Below are 16,002 nucleotides of genomic sequence, written 5' to 3' on the forward strand. Positions count from 1 at the left end.
GTTATACGCATATTTTTATATTCCAAACCCTATATAATGTATTTTTTCCATCATTTGTCCATTTTATTAATATTTTATATAAGCTATGATAGTTTATATAACACCAAGGAGATGACATCATGAGGAAAAAAATGACATCATTACTATTGGGGCTTATTTTAAGCGCTTCCATGGCAAGTAACTCTTTTGCTGCAGCATATACAGTAAATTCAGATGATGTTTTGTGGAAAATAGCAGATCGTTATTCACTTACGGTATCTGAACTAAAATCATTAAATAACCTCTCCTCGGATGAAATTTTTCCTGGGCAATCGTTGATAGTTTCAAAAGATAACAATCAGTATACAGTAAAAGCGAATGATACGATGTGGATTATCTCACAAAGACTAGGAATTAAGACACAAATTTTAATAGATGCCAATCCTCAAATTTCAAATCCTAACAGTTTAATCATCGGGCAAACGATTTATATTCCAAGTTCAAGCTCAAATTCCAACTCAAATTCAAACAATCAGGTCGAATCTGGAAAAAAAAGCATTTTTGCAGATGGTATGTTTCCCCTAAAAGCAGGTACATATGAAAGTTATGTAAATAGTTATGGTGATGGGAGAAACTATAATCCTAGTGGAACCGGAACTCGCAGTCATGAAGGGATAGATATTATGGCGAATAAGGGGACAGCAATCTATAGTGCATTAAATGGAAAGGTAGTTAAATATGGATGGAGCCAATATGGTGGCTGGATGCTGGCTATTCAAGTAGATGATTCTACTATATTCTATTATGCTCACATGTCCGGTTATGCTAATGGTATGGGAATAGGTGCCGAAGTGAAAAGAGGACAAATCATTGGTTATGTTGGAAGTACAGGTTACGGTCCTAAAGGGACATCAGGAAAATTTGAAAACCACCTACATTTTGGTATATATACACTGCCAAACTGGAGTTCAATAGATCCTTATCCATATCTTAAAAATTGGGAATAATCACAAAAACCCTCGTTGGACTCAAAACAAGGGTTTCATCATGTTCAAGTAAGATCAAGATCATTTTGTATCAGTTGTTCTAACGTCTCTCTTTTTACAACTTGTACTGATCTACCATCTTTCACAAAAACCATAGCGGGTCTAGGAATACGATTATAATTGTTCGCCATCGCATACCCATAAGCCCCTGTGCAAGGCACTGCTAAAATTTCTCCATTTTTCACTTTTGGCAGTTTAATGTCATGAATTAACATATCCCCACTTTCACAACACTTTCCTGCAATCGACACTACTTCAATTGGTTCATCATCCATTCTGTTCGCAATGAATGCATTATACTTTCCCTGATACAAAGCTGGTCTAAGGTTATCTGTCATTCCACCATCAACAGCTACATATTTCTTGATCCCTGGAATTTCTTTTTCTGATCCTATGGTATAAAGCGTAGTTCCTGCTTCTCCTACGATACTTCTGCCAGGTTCAATCCAAATCTCAGGAAGAGTATCCATTTGGCGATCATTACATTCCCGCTTCACAACCTCCACAATACTATCAATATATTCTTCTACCCTTAAAGGATTATCCTCTTCTGTGTAGCGTATTCCAAATCCTCCGCCTAAATTAATCACTTGCGTATCCATACCAAATTGATGTTTTGTTTTATCCATTAAATCAAAAAACCTTTGCAGAGTAACAAGGTACCCCTCTTTTTCAAAAATCTGTGAACCTAAATGACAGTGAAACCCTAAGAAATGAAGGTTTTCTCTCTCATCTAACAAGTTAATTGCATCTAAAGCCTGACCACTGATCATATCAAAGCCAAACTTCGAATCCTGTTGACCAGTTTGTATATATTGATGTGTGTGTGCCTTTACCCCTGGTGAAATTCGAAGTAAAATAGAAACAATTTGATTATGTTTTTTAGCTAAGCTATTCAATAAATCTAATTCATAGAAATTATCAACGACATAACAGCCTATTTTTGCTTGAAGTGCCATTGTAATTTCTTCTGGCGTTTTATTATTTCCGTGAAAATGTATGTGGGAAGCTGGAATACCAGATCTCAACGCCGTGTATAATTCTCCAGCCGAGACAACATCTATACTTAAACCCTCTTCTTTTATAACTTGGCAAATGGCTATGTTACAAAAAGCTTTACTTGCGTAAGCTATATTAAAATTCACATTATGTTTTTTGAAAGCGTTGATGAATGAACGAATATTGTCTCTAATCAATTTTTCATCATATACGTACAAAGGTGTTCCATACTGTGTTGCCAGATCAATTGCGTTACACCCTCCAATTTCCAACTGTCCCTGCTCGTTACTTTTGCTCGTTCCACTTAATACCATCTTTTCCTCTCCCTCATTATACAGATTATTAAAACTCTTTTATTTGTATTTTTATACTTATTTTTGTTATATAATATACTTAATAATTTAATTCATTCAAATGTAAGGTTTAATGAAAAATTTGTATTTTAGTACATAGGAAGATAAAATATGAATTTGATATTTTACGAATTTTAAATAAAACACCTGAGTTTTTTCCTTAAATTTTTAATAAGGTGGAATAAAAATATGTTACAAGTTGATGTAAACTCATTTGTAGTCACTAGATATTTTGCAAAGATCACATGTGAACCAGCGTGGAAATGGATAAAACGCGATGTACCTCTTCCCCACTATGACCTTTTTTATGTCTGGGATGGTCAGGGTGAAGTCATTGTGAACGATCAAGCTTTCCAAGTTTCTAGAGGCTCATGTTTCTTGTTTCAACCAGGAGATTTTACAAGTGCAACACATGATCCGCAAAACCCATTAACCATCACTTATATTCACTTTTCATTGAAAGAACAACCTGAACAAATACCAATTAGATATCGAGTCATAAAAAACAAAATGGATTTTCAAACGATCTTAACCTCTTACGTACGACTAATGTTGAATGAACAGAATTATTCAATTGAAGAAGCACAGCTCATTTTAAAACAGTTGATGATCCATCTATTGCGATCTGATCAAGATTCAGGAAATGAATCTCAACAAAAACAACATCATTTAAAAGAATCTATTTTTGAAGTAGCCAATTATATTCATGAGCATCCTAGCGAGTGGTTTTCATTAGAGGAACTTGCAAATAGAGCTCAAATCTCTCCAAGATATTTTTCCTTAAAATTTAAAGAGTTAATTGGAAAATCAGTTCGAGAATACATGATTGAATCAAGAATTGAACGGGCGCAATATTTACTCTATTACACAGGAATGAATGTAACGGAAGTAGCCAATGCACTTGGCTATGAGGATATTTATTTTTTTAGTAAACAGTTCAAGAAATATAAAGGGTATAATCCTTCGACACTAAAGTAGATGGATATATCTCTACTCCTAATTTGGACTTTCCATCATATGAAGCGTTTTTCTAATTCTAAATCATCCATACCTCTAATAACTATTAAATAAGAAATTTTAATACAAGCTTTTTTAAGAGGAGGTAAAAGGAATCATGGAAAATGTAATTAGTGAAATTTCAAATTTTGTTTGGGGACCACCACTTCTTGTATTACTTGTTGGAACTGGAATATATTTAACCATTCGTCTAGGGCTTTTACAACTACGATTATTGCCGTACTCTTTAAAACTTGCTTTTACTAGAAACCAAGATAAGAAATCTGAAGGAGATATCTCTCACTTTCAAGCACTTATGACTGCACTTGCTGCAACGGTTGGGACAGGAAATATTGTCGGAGTAGCTACTGCAGTGATGTTAGGTGGTCCAGGTGCTGTATTTTGGATGTGGATGACCGCATTATTTGGAATGGCAACAAAATATGCAGAAGCGATTTTAGCGGTAAAATATCGTGTAAAGAATGCAGATGGAGAAATGTCAGGTGGCCCTATGTATTATCTTGAGAAAGGTTTAAAACAAAAGTGGCTTGCCATTCTTTTTGCACTATTTGGAGCAGTTGCTGCTTTTGGGATTGGGAATATGGTTCAATCTAATTCAGTTGCTGGTGCACTAGAGTCTACTTTTTCTATTCCACCTCTTGCCACAGGACCTATATTAGCCGTGTTAACTGGTTTAGTCATTATTGGAGGAATTAAAATCATAGGAAGAGTTACAGCCTTCTTCGTTCCAATTATGGCACTATTTTATGTCGGTGCTGGTTTAATCATCCTTATTTTAAATGCTGAATTAGTTCCAAATGCAATTGCTCTTATTTTCACAGATGCCTTTACGGGGCAAGCAGTTGCAGGGGGCGCACTTGGTGCTGTCATTCGCTGGGGAGTTGCTCGAGGTGTATTTTCCAATGAAGCTGGTTTAGGTTCGGCTCCTATTGCTGCAGCCGCAGCGAAAACAGACTATCCAGGTCGTCAAGCCCTTGTTTCAATGACACAAGTATTTATCGATACAATTATCATTTGTTCAATAACAGGAATTGCCCTTGTCATGGGGGACTTATACAAAGGGGATTTAGAGGGATCTGAGTTAACTACAAACACATTTGAATTATTCTTAGGTTCATCAGGATCTACTATTGTTGCCATCGGTCTAGTATTCTTTGCTTTTTCTACGATTATAGGTTGGTCTTATTACGGAGAGAAGTGTTTTACATACTTGATTAAGCATCCTGCTATGAAGTATTTATATCGTACATTGTTTGTCGTATCAGCTTTTTTTGGTGCTGTGTTGACTTTAGAAACCGTTTGGGGCATTGCAGATATAATGAATGGATTGATGGCGATACCGAACTTAATTGGATTGCTTGGATTATCAGGTGTAGTCGTTTATGAAACGAAAAAATTCTTAGAAGTATTAAAAGAGGAAAAGGAGAAAAAAATAAGTAATCAAGCAAAATCATAATTTATTAATGTTATACAATTCTAGCAAAGTCGATCGTACGTCTACGGTCGGTTTTGTTTTTTTAGAATAAACTATTTTAAAAAGACACCCTTATTGAAAGAGTGCCTTCATTGCTGTATTTAAATTTGCAGATAGTTATTCTTGGCTAACTTCTGATACCAGTAATAACTTTCTTTTGGTGTTCTTTCCAATGTGCGATAATTGACATGGACTAATCCAAAACGCATGCTATAACCATATGCCCACTCAAAGTTATCCATCATTGACCAACACATGTATCCTTTTAAATTAACTCCAGACTCAATACAACGGTGAAGCTGGAGAATATGTTTTTTTAGGAACGTAATTCTACGATCGTCATTCACTATACCATTTTTAGGTTCATCATTATAACAAGCACCATTCTCAGTAATATAAATTGGAACCTGTCCATATCGCTCAGTTATAAACGTTAACACATGATATAACCCTTCAGGATAAATATCCCAACCTATATCTGTATGATCATGACCAATATCTACGTGTTCATTATCTAATAACCCTGAGCCCTCAACATATTTGGTTGCACTACCTGTGTAATAATTAATCCCTAAGAAATCAATGGGCTGATTAATAGCTTCCATATCTCCAGGTTGAATGTTCAATTTCACACCTTTTTGCTCATACCAATCTACCATAAATTGCGGGTATACTCCTTTAAATACAGGATCCATAAACCACTCTACAAACCAACCTCTAGCTCTATTGGCTGCTTCTACATCTTCTTGTTTGTTACTGTATGGTGTTCTCCACTCTACATTCGGGGCATAACCAATCTGACCTTTTAATCCAAGTTCTCTAAACTTGCTTACAGATTTACCATGTGCCATTAATAAATGATGAGCGATATCCACTGCAACTTGTAAATCTTGCTTTCCAGGTGCATGCATCCCTAAATAATTTGATAAAAATGAAATACACCACAACTCATTTAGAGTCATCCAGTTATTAATTTTTCCAGAAAACTCTTTAAACATTAACTCTGCATAATTCACAAAAGCATCGATGGTTTCACGATTCTCCCAGCCACCTTGATCCTGCAAGGCTTGAGGCAAATCCCAATGATATAATGTACAATACGGTTCAATGCCATTTTCCAATAATTTATCTACAAAATTGTGATAATATTCTAAACCTTTTTGATTGACTTCACCCGTTCCATTAGGAAAAATCCTCGGCCATGAGACAGAAAAACGATACACTTTGATCCCTAATTGTTTCATTAATTGAATATCTTCTTCATAACGGTGATAACTATCACAAGCTACATCTCCGTTGTCACCCTCAAAGACTTTACCAGGAATTCGAGAAAATGTATCCCAGATTGACATTCCTCTTCCGTCTTTATCATAAGCCCCTTCGATTTGATAGGCTGCTGTTGCAGTTCCCCATTTAAAATCATTTGGGAATTGTAGTATTGTCATTATTCCACCTCATAAAATATTTAATTTTATTGTTCAGCAAAAGAAAATAACATGTATATTTTCATATACTTTAAACTGAATTGCAAATCTCATCTGAACTTTATTATAAAGAATATTAAGTAGTATTGATATTGCCATATTAGGTTTTCATTTATGCTATTTTGGGATTCAATAATAACCTGAAGAAGAAAAGCTCTGATATTAATAGCTATTACTTTTATGATGGACAAAAAGTGTGAGAGTTGGTACTACATGAATTAACGGGAATTTAGGGTCTTATTTATGTAAATTCACCATACTAAATTAAAATAAGTGGAAATTTTGGTCTTATTTAACTCAATTTTGATCGATTTTTGCATTATTTGCATAAAACCATTGATATAAGACCGTTATTTCCCGCTATTTTAATAAAATCCATAAAAATTATGAAATAAGACCGTCAGATACCTTTATTTACTTAACTCTACTTACTCTACCTCAAATTCACAACGATATCTCTCAACTCCAGGGAATTTTTCACCTAAGCTATATACTGTAAAACCACTGCTGCGATAAAAATCTACTGCATCATCATCCGTTTCAGCCATAACTTGAGTTGGTTTTTTTAAGTTTATCATCGCATTGATCATTAAGCTTCCTATTCCTTTATATCGTTGCGGTGGTGAAACAGCGATATGTTTTAACTCCATCTGGGTTTCATTTATTTGGAAACCTATGATTCCCACAACCTTGTCTTCCTTTTCAAATCCATATATTTCAACATCATTTTCGTTTTTATAATTTTGAATTGTTTCTTCTAATCTATTGGAATCTGAGAAAGTACAAAGGGCAAGTAATTCAATAATTTCTGACTGGTCTAATTTATTTTTTACATTTATCATTCCATTTGACTCCTTTGGTTTTTATCAAATAAAGATGAGTATACAAAAGTTGTTTTATCTAATCTGATTTTACTAAATCTGAGTATACATAAGTTGTTTTATCTGATTTTACTGAATCAATATTACATTTCACTATAAAATTTTAATGCCTTCTTTTCTGTTTCTTTAATAAATGTTTCTTTTCCATCTGAATATCGCTCAGGATTGTTTGAAAATTTATTTGCTAATTCTTCTTTTAAAACTTCATATTCTTTTGCAACTTCAGGGTGAGCTATTAAATAATCACGAAAAGCTAAATGACGCTCTATATGTTGATCACCTTTTTGAAATACATGTACATGATGTGATCGATGTTTTTCTCCGCCCTTAGGAAAATATCTGCGACCTGGAATACCAAACTCTCCTCTTGCTTCATAGCCGATAGCTTCCATTTTTTCATTGAATAAATCTATTTCTTTAATATTTTTTACTACTGGGATGATATCAATGATAGGTTTGGCTTTTAAACCAGGAACGGAGGTGCTGCCTATATGATGAATTTCTACTAATTGATCTCCGAATATCTCTTTTATTTTCAACGCCTCTTCTTGAAACTTATTTACCCACTCATCCTGATAAGGAACTACTTTAATTGTCCTCATATATACTCTCCCCTCCCATTATTTTTAAACCAAAATTAATGTTTTATAGTCATTCTTCAAACTGTGATTCCTTGAATGATTTTAGCATACGTTTGATTTCTTTCACATCAGTTGCCATTTTTGATGTATCCACTGCCGTACGCACCACATGTTCTATAATTACTATAAAACCTACAATTAATCCCGCTAGAATTAGTAAAACAACAAAAATATTCATTTGAGTCCATCCTAACTTATTAGTTATTCCAATCTTCTTTCAACAAACCATAAACAACATGATGAATATAACGATTATTTACCCATTCTGCTTTGCGAATCGTACCTTCCAAATCAAAACCAAGTCTTTCAGGAATCGCTCTGCTCTTCAAATTGTTTACACCAACACGTATCTCTATTCGGTTTAATTGTAAATCTTTAAATGAGTAGTTTATCATAGCTTTGCAAGCTTTGGTCATTATCCCTTTACCTTGTAATGACTCATCTAACCAATATCCTATAGAAGTTTTTTTATTTAACCAATCTAGTCTATGTAAACTTATACAACCAGCAATCCGATCTTTAAAAAAAATTCCGCAATCAATCCCATCATTATTTGCGAATTTTTGAAGTGCTGCTTCAATGTACCCTTTTGTATGATCTATTGTATTTCCTTGTACCCAAGGTAACCACTCAGATAAATAATCTTGATTACAACTAACTAGATCAAACAGCTGTTCAGCATGTCGAAGTTCTAGTATCCTTATATCCAAATTTTCATCAATGATATGTTTAAACATGATTCCAACTCCAATCGTTAACTATCACGTAATTTCAATCCACATGAATTACATTCTTTATTGTTCAAAAATACTTGAGTTCCACAAGCCGGGCAGCTTTCTTTAGCTATTAATAGTCCGCATTTAGGACACTTTTCTTCATTTAAGAGTATTTTTTTATTGCAATCAGGACAATTATCATATTTCACAGTTAGAAGATATTCTTCCTCTTCCGACTTTCTTCTTGAATTAAACCACTCTTTTCTAACTTTTGATTTAACTGTTTTAATGTTTCAGTTAGTTCTGAATTGTTGATTGCAGATTGAATGACTACATAAAGTATGAGAAAGAATAAAAACGTAATTATGATATAAATCAATCCCATGATCATTTCACCTCATTCATAAACTATCCCATATTATAACACTAATCTCACTCTTCCTTCTCACAAATATCCCAAAATCCCAGCTATAACGGAAATCCAAACACAGGTAAAAAGGATCAAGCAAAAAATTTTCAAAAATATTAAATATTATTGATGCTTCTCAGGCTTCTCAGCTAAAAAGAAATTTATATGTACAATTCAATTGCTAGAGTTGGTATTAGAAGATTCAGGTTTTTAGAAGTGCTTAGATAAAATGGATGGCTTTTTCAGTCTTCATCAGCTTTTTCATTGCTTATGCTTTAAGCTTTTTGATTTATCAAGGGTTGGATATTCATAGGATTGTGAAAAAGGAGACTCCTATTTGTAGAAAAATTTAGAGAAACGTGACATTTTTTCAATTACGATACCTGTTAAGCTTCCGAGAATAGCACTCCCAATAATATCAGAAGGGTAATGATGCCCTACCCAAATTCGTGATATTCCTGTTAACACAGATAGTCCTAACATAATTAATCCAAGGGCACGTTTGCAAAGAAAAACGGTAGTAGAAATGGCAAACATAAGTATAGTGTGTTTACTAGGAAATGAAGAATCCATCTTTGAGGGAATAAGTAAACGAATACGGTGTTTCATAAACGGTCGTGGTTTATAATAAAACAATTTTATTAAAGAATTAATCAATAAAGCAACTGTTAAAGATATCACAGCATTTTTAACCATTTTTTTATCGGAATGGTTTCGAAACCACATGAAACCTAAAATAAACATAAACATATATCGAACCTTATTTGAAATTAGTATCATTAGAAAATCCGTTAGAGAATAACTCCCTTTTTTTATATTCCTAGATATTTTATGATCCATAAAAAAGCTCCTAACTTTTTAGATATTTGTACTATTCCCCCCTAAGTAAAAAACATGTAATATAAAACATAAAAAACGATTCATTGCCTATCTCCATTACCTAAAAAACAGACAAGGGAATCTCCCCTTGCCTGTTTCATTTAATTTTAGTAAAAGATTTATGCCCTTACTGTTGACTTATATAATCCTGATGCTTTTAGTTCATTAAAGAAATCTTGAAACTGTGGAATATCCAATTGCTGCTGTGAATCAGACAAAGCTATTGGTGGATTAGGATGTACTTCTACCATGACACCGTCTGCACCTGCAGCTAAGGCCGCTTTTGCACATGGCAGTAATATGTCTTTTCTACCTGCTGAGTGAGTTACATCTACTAGTACAGGTAAATGACTTTCTTGTTTCAAAATAGGTACTGCAGAAATATCTAACGTATTTCTTGTCCATTTTTCATAAGTTCTTATTCCACGTTCAATTAACATAACTTGTGTATTTCCTCGAGAAACAATATATTCCGCAGCATGCAGGAACTCTTCCATTGTAGCTGACAATCCTCTTTTAAGTAAAACAGGTAGGTTGGATTCGCCCGCTTCCTTTAATAGTTCAAAGTTATGCATATTACGAGCACCAATCTGAATGATATCAATATAATCTGAAGCCATTTCGATATGACGAGGATCTACAATTTCACTTATAGTAGTTAGACCAAATTCCTCCCCAACCTTTTTCAATATCTCTAAACCTTCAACACCTAGCCCTTGGAAATCATATGGAGAAGTCCTTGGCTTAAATGCTCCACCTCTTAATACAGGTACACCTGATGCTTTAATTGCAGCTCCTACTTCTCTTACTTGCTCATAACTTTCTACCGAACATGGACCAGCTATCAATACGGATTCATTCCCACCGATCACAGTACCATCTTCAAGATCGATTACAGTATCCTCTGCCTGTTTCTTTCTACTCACCAACAAATGTTTTTTATGCTCTTCAGATTGAAGATCTAAAGATGCTTTAAATATTTGTTTGAACAAATGACGAATCGTTCCGTCTTTAAAAGGACCTTCATTTAAAGAAATTAATTCTTCTAACATTTTATTTTCACGTACAGGATCAAATTTAGGCACACCCTGTACTTCTTTAATATCGCCAATTTCTTTAGCGATATCGGCACGTTTAGAAATTAATTTTAAAAGTTCTTTATTTATTTGATCCATTTCTTCCCTTAAATGATCTAATTGTATATTAGACATTTCTATCACTCCTTATTTTATATTAATTTTCGCAGAAAAACATATTTCATCCCTTCTCAACACAATTTAAATATATTTGTTCCTACAGAAATACACTAATGCAGGTTTCAACTTAACTATTTGAGCATTTATTTTAGAAACAAAAAAAGCCTTATCATCCTCAAGGGACGAAAGACCGCGGTACCACCCTAATTAAAAACACGATGTATTAAGATTTGCAACATCCATGCTTTTCACTTAAACATGATAACGGTATGAAAACCGGTAACTAATTTTCATGAAACAGTCATTTTTCATCTCGACCCGGGTCTTGACCGTTCCACTTATCAAAGTTCGACTCCAGAGTGAACTTCAGCGACAACTTCCAAGGCATGCTTTCAGTCAGTGACTTGCCCTCCCTGTATGGCGTATTCTCCGCTTACTCTTTCCTTCAACGTCTTTAAACCTTTGTATTAGATTGTAATTGAAGCTTATTATAACGAATAACCAATAAGATTACAACTATTTATTTCTATGCGTTTATACAAAAACGCAGTGATCTTAAACATATAGTTTTTTGATATGTTCATGTCTAAGATTAATTATTAAAAAGTATCATATATTCTCCATAAACAAGGAAAATGTGCATAGATCTATTATTATAAAAAATGGATTGTTGCCATTTATTTATCCTTTGTTTTCAGTACTATATATATGATTAAGATCATACTTAAAGTAACTATTAGATTTACATACCGTTCTTGAATATAGTATAAATCATACCCAATCATCGATTCAATCCATATCGTTGGCACTTTACCAATAAGGGTTACAAACAAAAAATCTAATAACCTCATTTGAACAGCTGATGCTGCAAAGGTAGCAGCTCCTGACGGTACCATTGGTGCAAGTCTAGCTGATAATAAAACAATCGCTTGTTTCTTCCTAGAGATTCCTTGTAACTTCTTTACCCATTTCCAAGAATGAGAATCCCCTTTCCACTTTCTTAACCCCCAACGATATACTATATAGGCTGCTCCTGCACCAAGTGTTTCTCCAATAACCGATACAAAAAAACCTAAAACAGGACCAAAAACAACCACGTTTGCACCAGACAGAAAAAGGGATGGCAATACACCAACAACACTAATGATGATATTAATGAATAAACTTATTAAAATCGCCCACACGCCAAATTCACGGAGCCATTCCGCTGCTATTTCAAGTTGCAACATGTTTTTTCCTCTCAACTGAATTATATTACAAACTTCAGCGACAACGAACTTTATTATAACGAACAAGAAATAAGATTACAACGAAGCGTTTAAACAAAATGCTATAACGCTTTAAATTAATAATATATTTTAATGTATTAAAATAGGTTGTAAAGACATAACAGAACCAACCATTGTTTTAAAGACAATGGTTGGTTCGTTATTCACTGAACAGTTTTAATTACTTACTAACTCCAAATCACCTGTGTTTGAAGAAAGTTTAATGATGGGACCTTTCCCTGTCAAGTAGCTTGGTAAGTCAATAAATTCTTTCCCTGTGTCCGTATCAAAATCAATTTGTAATGCTTCAGGAGGTTGCTGTGATTTTATCATAATATCACCAGTAACTGATCTTCCAACAATATCATCAGTGATTTGCTCTAATTCTAATAAGATTTCACCTGTATCTGTTCTTACATCAAAAGCTCCTTGTAGTACACTTATATTCATATCTCCAGTTACTGTCTTTAACACATATTTATTAGATGATACATTATTCATTTCAACACTTGCAGACTCCGTATGTACCTGAAATTCTGCAAATTCTGTTTTTGGCACTTTTACGATTAGATCGTATTCAGTATACAAGTCAAATAATTTCCCTTTAGATTTTTTAACTTCTATATAGGCTTGACCATTAGATTCCTCAACATCTAATTCATAGTTGTTTTCTGTTTTTTTTGTTGTTTTCCCTTTCATTTGAACTTCAATTTGATTTCCTTCAGATTGCACAATTTGAACTGTTCCTACTGGTGAGATAACTTGAACATGATCAATATTTGCAACAGATAGTGATTCTTCAACTTCGAAATCTACTAAATTAAGCTCCGATTCTCCTTGAAAAAACCAAAATAGATTTGCAACACCAATAATCGCTATAATTAAAATTGATAATAGTATAACCTTTTTCATATAAATTTTTTCCACCTATCATTATAAAATTTAGTTCCATATACAAATTATATTTTATTTATTTCTATTTATGAAAAAAATTAACAAAATATTTATCTAGATTATGTTTGTCGAAAAAGAAATGTTTGATGTTCCTTTAGCGCTCTCTATTGCTTGTAACAAACTTTGTTTTAAGATATTACATCCTTCATTTAAGTTTTCTATTCCTATCGTTAAAGGAGGTAAAATTTTTATGACATGATCGTTTCTTCCTGCACTTTCTATGATCAATCCATGCTCAAAACAATCCTTAATCACAGCACTCGTAATGTTATCGTTTTTAAGACCTGATAAATCAATGCCCCATATCATTCCCATTCCTCTAACTTCAATAGAAGAATCTATTGGTTTTATTTCTCTTTCGAGAAACTGTTTAATAAAGTATTCCTTTGTTTTCACTTGTTCTTCTAACATTTCTTCTTCAATGATTTCCAAAGCTGCTTTTGCAGCAATAAATGCCAGTTGGTTTCCACGGAACGTACCATTATGTTCTCCTGGTTTCCAAATATCTAACTCGGGTCTGATCAAAACTAGCGACATCGGTAGTCCATATCCACTAATAGATTTTGATAAAACAACGATATCTGGAATGATATTGGCTCTTTCAAATGAAAAAAATGAACCCGTACGTAAACAACCAACTTGTATATCATCACAAATGAGTAAAATATCATGTTCATCACATAATTTTCTTAATTTTCTTAACCACTCAATGTCCGCCACATTCACTCCGCCTTCAGCTTGAACAGTTTCAATGATAATAGCGGCTGGTTTTTCAATTCCAGAATGCGTATCATTTAAAATATATTCCATATATTTGATCGTATCCATATTTCCAAATGGTCCATGATTAAATGGAATAAAGGTAACACCATCTAAATCTAAACCTGAACCTGCTCTGTTTGATTTATTACTTGATATAGACAAACTACCTAAAGTCATACCATGAAAACTCCCCATTAATGCAAAAATTCCTGTCCGTTTTTTAAATTTTCTGGCTAACTTTAGAGCCGCTTCTACAGCATTTGCACCTGTTGGCCCACTAAATTGAATTTTATAATCCAATTGACGAGGACTTAATATTTTTTCATGAAATGCACATATAAAATCCTCTTTAGCACTAGTATATAAATCTAAACCATGCATAATTTTATCTGAAGTAATATAATCAATCATTTTTTTCTTCATGTAATCATGATTATGCCCATAATTTAAAGCACCTGCACCTGCTAAAAAATCAATGTAACTTTCACCTGATTTAGAATATAAAATTTCCCCTTTTGCTTTATCAAAAACGACAGGATAGTTTCTACAATAAGACCTTACATTTGATTCTATTTTTTCAAAAATATTCATTGTTTTATCTTCCTCTCAATTTTTATTTTTATCATTTATAGTTAAATTTTTTTAGTTAGATTCAATAACTTCTATGGAGTTTGGTTCTATGACATCCTCTTGATCATCCTGCTCTCTACTAAAAAATTCTCTTAGTTCCTGATTCCGATGTGCTATAAAACCAATGATTATTAATGTGACACCTGAAATTGTCGTTAAATATGTCCAACTGACCATCTCTAATACGGCTCCATATATCCACAGACCAATTGGTACACTCATCGTAGCTACTGTTGTAACAATTCCAAAAAAACTTGCTCTCATTTTCTCTGGAATATATATCTGCACATATGACACCATAGGTATGTTAGCCATAGCATTAAACATCCCCATAAATGTCAATATAATCATATATCCTAGCAAAATTACCAATGAAGAGCTGATTGATATATAAGGCAGCTCTGGGAAAATCCATAACACTGTCATAAAAGCTAATAGTTGAAATAGTATAAATATTTTGTTAATAACAAACTGACCTATTTTTTTGATCGCCACTAATAATGCCCCAACGATAAGACCTAAACCTAGTGCTCCCTCTATTAAAGCTATATAAAATTCAGACATTTCATAGATTTCACGCATAATAAATGGCATTACTAACGTTACGATTGGTACGAACATAAAATTAATAACAAGAAAGATACCAAGTAAATATTTTAACTCGTTGCGATTTTTAATATATTGATATACCTCTTTCATGCTCTCCCAATAGGTATTGTTTTGCAAAAACTCCTCTGATTTTTTCCTAAATACAAAAAATACATTGATGATGCCGGACAAAATAAATGAAATTCCGTCTATCAAAAACACCATTTCAATTCCGAAAGCACCATAAGCAAAAGCACCAACAAACAGTCCTACAATACTCAATAAAGTACTAATACTCTGTATATTGGAATTTACTGCCATCACCCGACTCTTAGAAACGAGTTCGGGGATGGAGGCATTCATAGCTAGTAAAAATACGGCTTGAAATGAGTACAGAATAATAACATAACAAATTAATAATCCTATATTAGCTGGTTGAACCAGAAACAAGACTAGAAATAATATCGTGGTTATACCACTTAATAGATCCGCAGCTATTAATATTTTTTTCTTATTACTCCTGTCAATAAGCACTCCTGCAAAGAGATTCACTAGGACACCAGGTATATAGGTAAATCCAAATACAAATCCAAACATTAAAGGTGAACCAGTAATATCTAAAATATATAAACTAAGAGCAAACCTTAATGCTACGGAACCTAACTCAGATATTAAACGGCTAATACTGATTAAAACGATATTTCTAGTATCTGACATTTGCCCTTT

Annotated in this window: 17 protein-coding genes; 3 read left to right on the forward strand and 14 right to left on the reverse strand. The window is 33.3% G+C overall.

The features are described 5' to 3' along the window. Positions 1-119 precede the first annotated feature (119 nt). On the forward strand, positions 120-986 hold the full coding sequence (locus VQL36_RS18685) for a M23 family metallopeptidase (protein ID WP_349250748.1): 867 nt from the start codon (positions 120-122) through the stop codon (positions 984-986). Positions 987-1,030: 44 nt separating this feature from the next. Here VQL36_RS18685 and lysA read toward each other — a convergent pair whose 3' ends face one another. Next, the gene (lysA, locus tag VQL36_RS18690) at positions 1,031-2,338 is read right to left on the reverse strand and encodes a diaminopimelate decarboxylase (RefSeq protein WP_349250749.1); all 1,308 of its coding nucleotides are present in this window, start codon (positions 2,336-2,338) and stop codon (positions 1,031-1,033) included. A 228-nt stretch (positions 2,339-2,566) separates the two neighbouring features. On the opposite strand from lysA, the gene VQL36_RS18695 reads away from it, so the two are divergent. Both VQL36_RS18695 and VQL36_RS18700 read left to right on the forward strand, forming a co-directional pair. Beyond that, on the forward strand, positions 2,567-3,355 hold the full coding sequence (locus tag VQL36_RS18695; RefSeq protein WP_349250750.1) for an AraC family transcriptional regulator: 789 nt from the start codon (positions 2,567-2,569) through the stop codon (positions 3,353-3,355). Positions 3,356-3,491: 136 nt separating this feature from the next. Continuing rightward, positions 3,492-4,850, forward strand: coding sequence for a sodium:alanine symporter family protein (locus VQL36_RS18700; RefSeq protein WP_349250751.1), 1,359 nt, complete (start codon positions 3,492-3,494; stop codon positions 4,848-4,850). Positions 4,851-4,969: 119 nt separating this feature from the next. On the opposite strand, the gene VQL36_RS18705 is transcribed toward VQL36_RS18700, so the two are convergent. From VQL36_RS18705 to VQL36_RS18760, 13 genes are all read right to left on the reverse strand, one after another. After that, positions 4,970-6,313, reverse strand: a complete 1,344-nt coding sequence (locus VQL36_RS18705) for a GH1 family beta-glucosidase (protein WP_349250752.1) — start codon at positions 6,311-6,313, stop codon at positions 4,970-4,972. Between the two features lie 467 nt (positions 6,314-6,780). Next, positions 6,781-7,194 (reverse strand): GNAT family N-acetyltransferase, encoded by a 414-nt coding sequence (locus VQL36_RS18710; protein ID WP_349250753.1) that lies wholly within the window; start codon positions 7,192-7,194, stop codon positions 6,781-6,783. A 122-nt stretch (positions 7,195-7,316) separates the two neighbouring features. Next, a complete protein-coding gene (locus VQL36_RS18715; protein WP_349250754.1) occupies positions 7,317-7,835 on the reverse strand; it encodes a GrpB family protein in 519 nt (172 codons plus the stop codon). 49 nt (positions 7,836-7,884) lie between these two features. Next, positions 7,885-8,052 (reverse strand): hypothetical protein, encoded by a 168-nt coding sequence (locus VQL36_RS18720; protein ID WP_349250755.1) that lies wholly within the window; start codon positions 8,050-8,052, stop codon positions 7,885-7,887. Positions 8,053-8,071: 19 nt separating this feature from the next. Further along, positions 8,072-8,611, reverse strand: a complete 540-nt coding sequence (locus tag VQL36_RS18725) for a GNAT family protein (RefSeq protein WP_349250756.1) — start codon at positions 8,609-8,611, stop codon at positions 8,072-8,074. Between the two features lie 17 nt (positions 8,612-8,628). Next, positions 8,629-8,799 carry a double zinc ribbon domain-containing protein gene (locus tag VQL36_RS21195; RefSeq protein WP_413789537.1) on the reverse strand — a complete coding sequence of 57 codons (171 nt, stop codon included), beginning with the start codon at positions 8,797-8,799 and terminating at the stop codon, positions 8,629-8,631. Between the two features lie 2 nt (positions 8,800-8,801). Further along, positions 8,802-8,975, reverse strand: a complete 174-nt coding sequence (locus VQL36_RS18730; protein ID WP_349250757.1) for a hypothetical protein — start codon at positions 8,973-8,975, stop codon at positions 8,802-8,804. Positions 8,976-9,332: 357 nt separating this feature from the next. Then, on the reverse strand, positions 9,333-9,839 hold the full coding sequence (locus tag VQL36_RS18735) for an undecaprenyl-diphosphatase (RefSeq protein WP_349250758.1): 507 nt from the start codon (positions 9,837-9,839) through the stop codon (positions 9,333-9,335). Between the two features lie 158 nt (positions 9,840-9,997). After that, positions 9,998-11,089, reverse strand: coding sequence for a bifunctional 3-deoxy-7-phosphoheptulonate synthase/chorismate mutase (locus tag VQL36_RS18740; RefSeq protein ID WP_349250759.1), 1,092 nt, complete (start codon positions 11,087-11,089; stop codon positions 9,998-10,000). A gap of 662 nt (positions 11,090-11,751) precedes the next feature. Continuing rightward, a complete protein-coding gene (locus tag VQL36_RS18745) occupies positions 11,752-12,303 on the reverse strand; it encodes a TVP38/TMEM64 family protein (protein WP_349250760.1) in 552 nt (183 codons plus the stop codon). Between the two features lie 216 nt (positions 12,304-12,519). Beyond that, positions 12,520-13,254 carry a DUF4097 family beta strand repeat-containing protein gene (locus VQL36_RS18750; RefSeq protein WP_349250761.1) on the reverse strand — a complete coding sequence of 245 codons (735 nt, stop codon included), beginning with the start codon at positions 13,252-13,254 and terminating at the stop codon, positions 12,520-12,522. A 96-nt stretch (positions 13,255-13,350) separates the two neighbouring features. After that, positions 13,351-14,649: a diaminobutyrate--2-oxoglutarate transaminase gene (gene ectB / locus VQL36_RS18755; protein WP_349250762.1), complete on the reverse strand. Its 1,299-nt coding sequence runs from the start codon at positions 14,647-14,649 to the stop codon at positions 13,351-13,353. Between the two features lie 51 nt (positions 14,650-14,700). After that, on the reverse strand, positions 14,701-15,993 hold the full coding sequence (locus tag VQL36_RS18760; protein WP_349250763.1) for an MFS transporter: 1,293 nt from the start codon (positions 15,991-15,993) through the stop codon (positions 14,701-14,703). Between the last annotated feature and the right edge of the window lie 9 nt (positions 15,994-16,002).

Origin of the sequence: Chengkuizengella sp. SCS-71B, from assembly GCF_040100845.1 — a bacterium.
GTDB lineage: Bacteria > Bacillota > Bacilli > Paenibacillales > KCTC-33759 > Chengkuizengella.

Excerpts from the sequence above, each read along its gene's own strand:
- VQL36_RS18685 (WP_349250748.1), top strand. The coding sequence starts at position 120 with ATGAGGAAAAAAATGACATCATTACTATTGGGGCTTATTTTAAGCGCT.
- lysA (WP_349250749.1), bottom strand. The coding sequence starts at position 2,338 with ATGGTATTAAGTGGAACGAGCAAAAGTAACGAGCAGGGACAGTTGGAA.
- VQL36_RS18695 (WP_349250750.1), top strand. The coding sequence starts at position 2,567 with ATGTTACAAGTTGATGTAAACTCATTTGTAGTCACTAGATATTTTGCA.
- VQL36_RS18700 (WP_349250751.1), top strand. The coding sequence starts at position 3,492 with ATGGAAAATGTAATTAGTGAAATTTCAAATTTTGTTTGGGGACCACCA.
- VQL36_RS18705 (WP_349250752.1), bottom strand. The coding sequence starts at position 6,313 with ATGACAATACTACAATTCCCAAATGATTTTAAATGGGGAACTGCAACA.
- VQL36_RS18710 (WP_349250753.1), bottom strand. The coding sequence starts at position 7,194 with ATGATAAATGTAAAAAATAAATTAGACCAGTCAGAAATTATTGAATTA.
- VQL36_RS18715 (WP_349250754.1), bottom strand. The coding sequence starts at position 7,835 with ATGAGGACAATTAAAGTAGTTCCTTATCAGGATGAGTGGGTAAATAAG.
- VQL36_RS18720 (WP_349250755.1), bottom strand. The coding sequence starts at position 8,052 with ATGAATATTTTTGTTGTTTTACTAATTCTAGCGGGATTAATTGTAGGT.
- VQL36_RS18725 (WP_349250756.1), bottom strand. The coding sequence starts at position 8,611 with ATGTTTAAACATATCATTGATGAAAATTTGGATATAAGGATACTAGAA.
- VQL36_RS18730 (WP_349250757.1), bottom strand. The coding sequence starts at position 8,975 with ATGGGATTGATTTATATCATAATTACGTTTTTATTCTTTCTCATACTT.
- VQL36_RS18735 (WP_349250758.1), bottom strand. The coding sequence starts at position 9,839 with ATGGATCATAAAATATCTAGGAATATAAAAAAAGGGAGTTATTCTCTA.
- VQL36_RS18740 (WP_349250759.1), bottom strand. The coding sequence starts at position 11,089 with ATGTCTAATATACAATTAGATCATTTAAGGGAAGAAATGGATCAAATA.
- VQL36_RS18745 (WP_349250760.1), bottom strand. The coding sequence starts at position 12,303 with ATGTTGCAACTTGAAATAGCAGCGGAATGGCTCCGTGAATTTGGCGTG.
- VQL36_RS18750 (WP_349250761.1), bottom strand. The coding sequence starts at position 13,254 with ATGAAAAAGGTTATACTATTATCAATTTTAATTATAGCGATTATTGGT.
- ectB (WP_349250762.1), bottom strand. The coding sequence starts at position 14,649 with ATGAATATTTTTGAAAAAATAGAATCAAATGTAAGGTCTTATTGTAGA.
- VQL36_RS18760 (WP_349250763.1), bottom strand. The coding sequence starts at position 15,993 with ATGTCAGATACTAGAAATATCGTTTTAATCAGTATTAGCCGTTTAATA.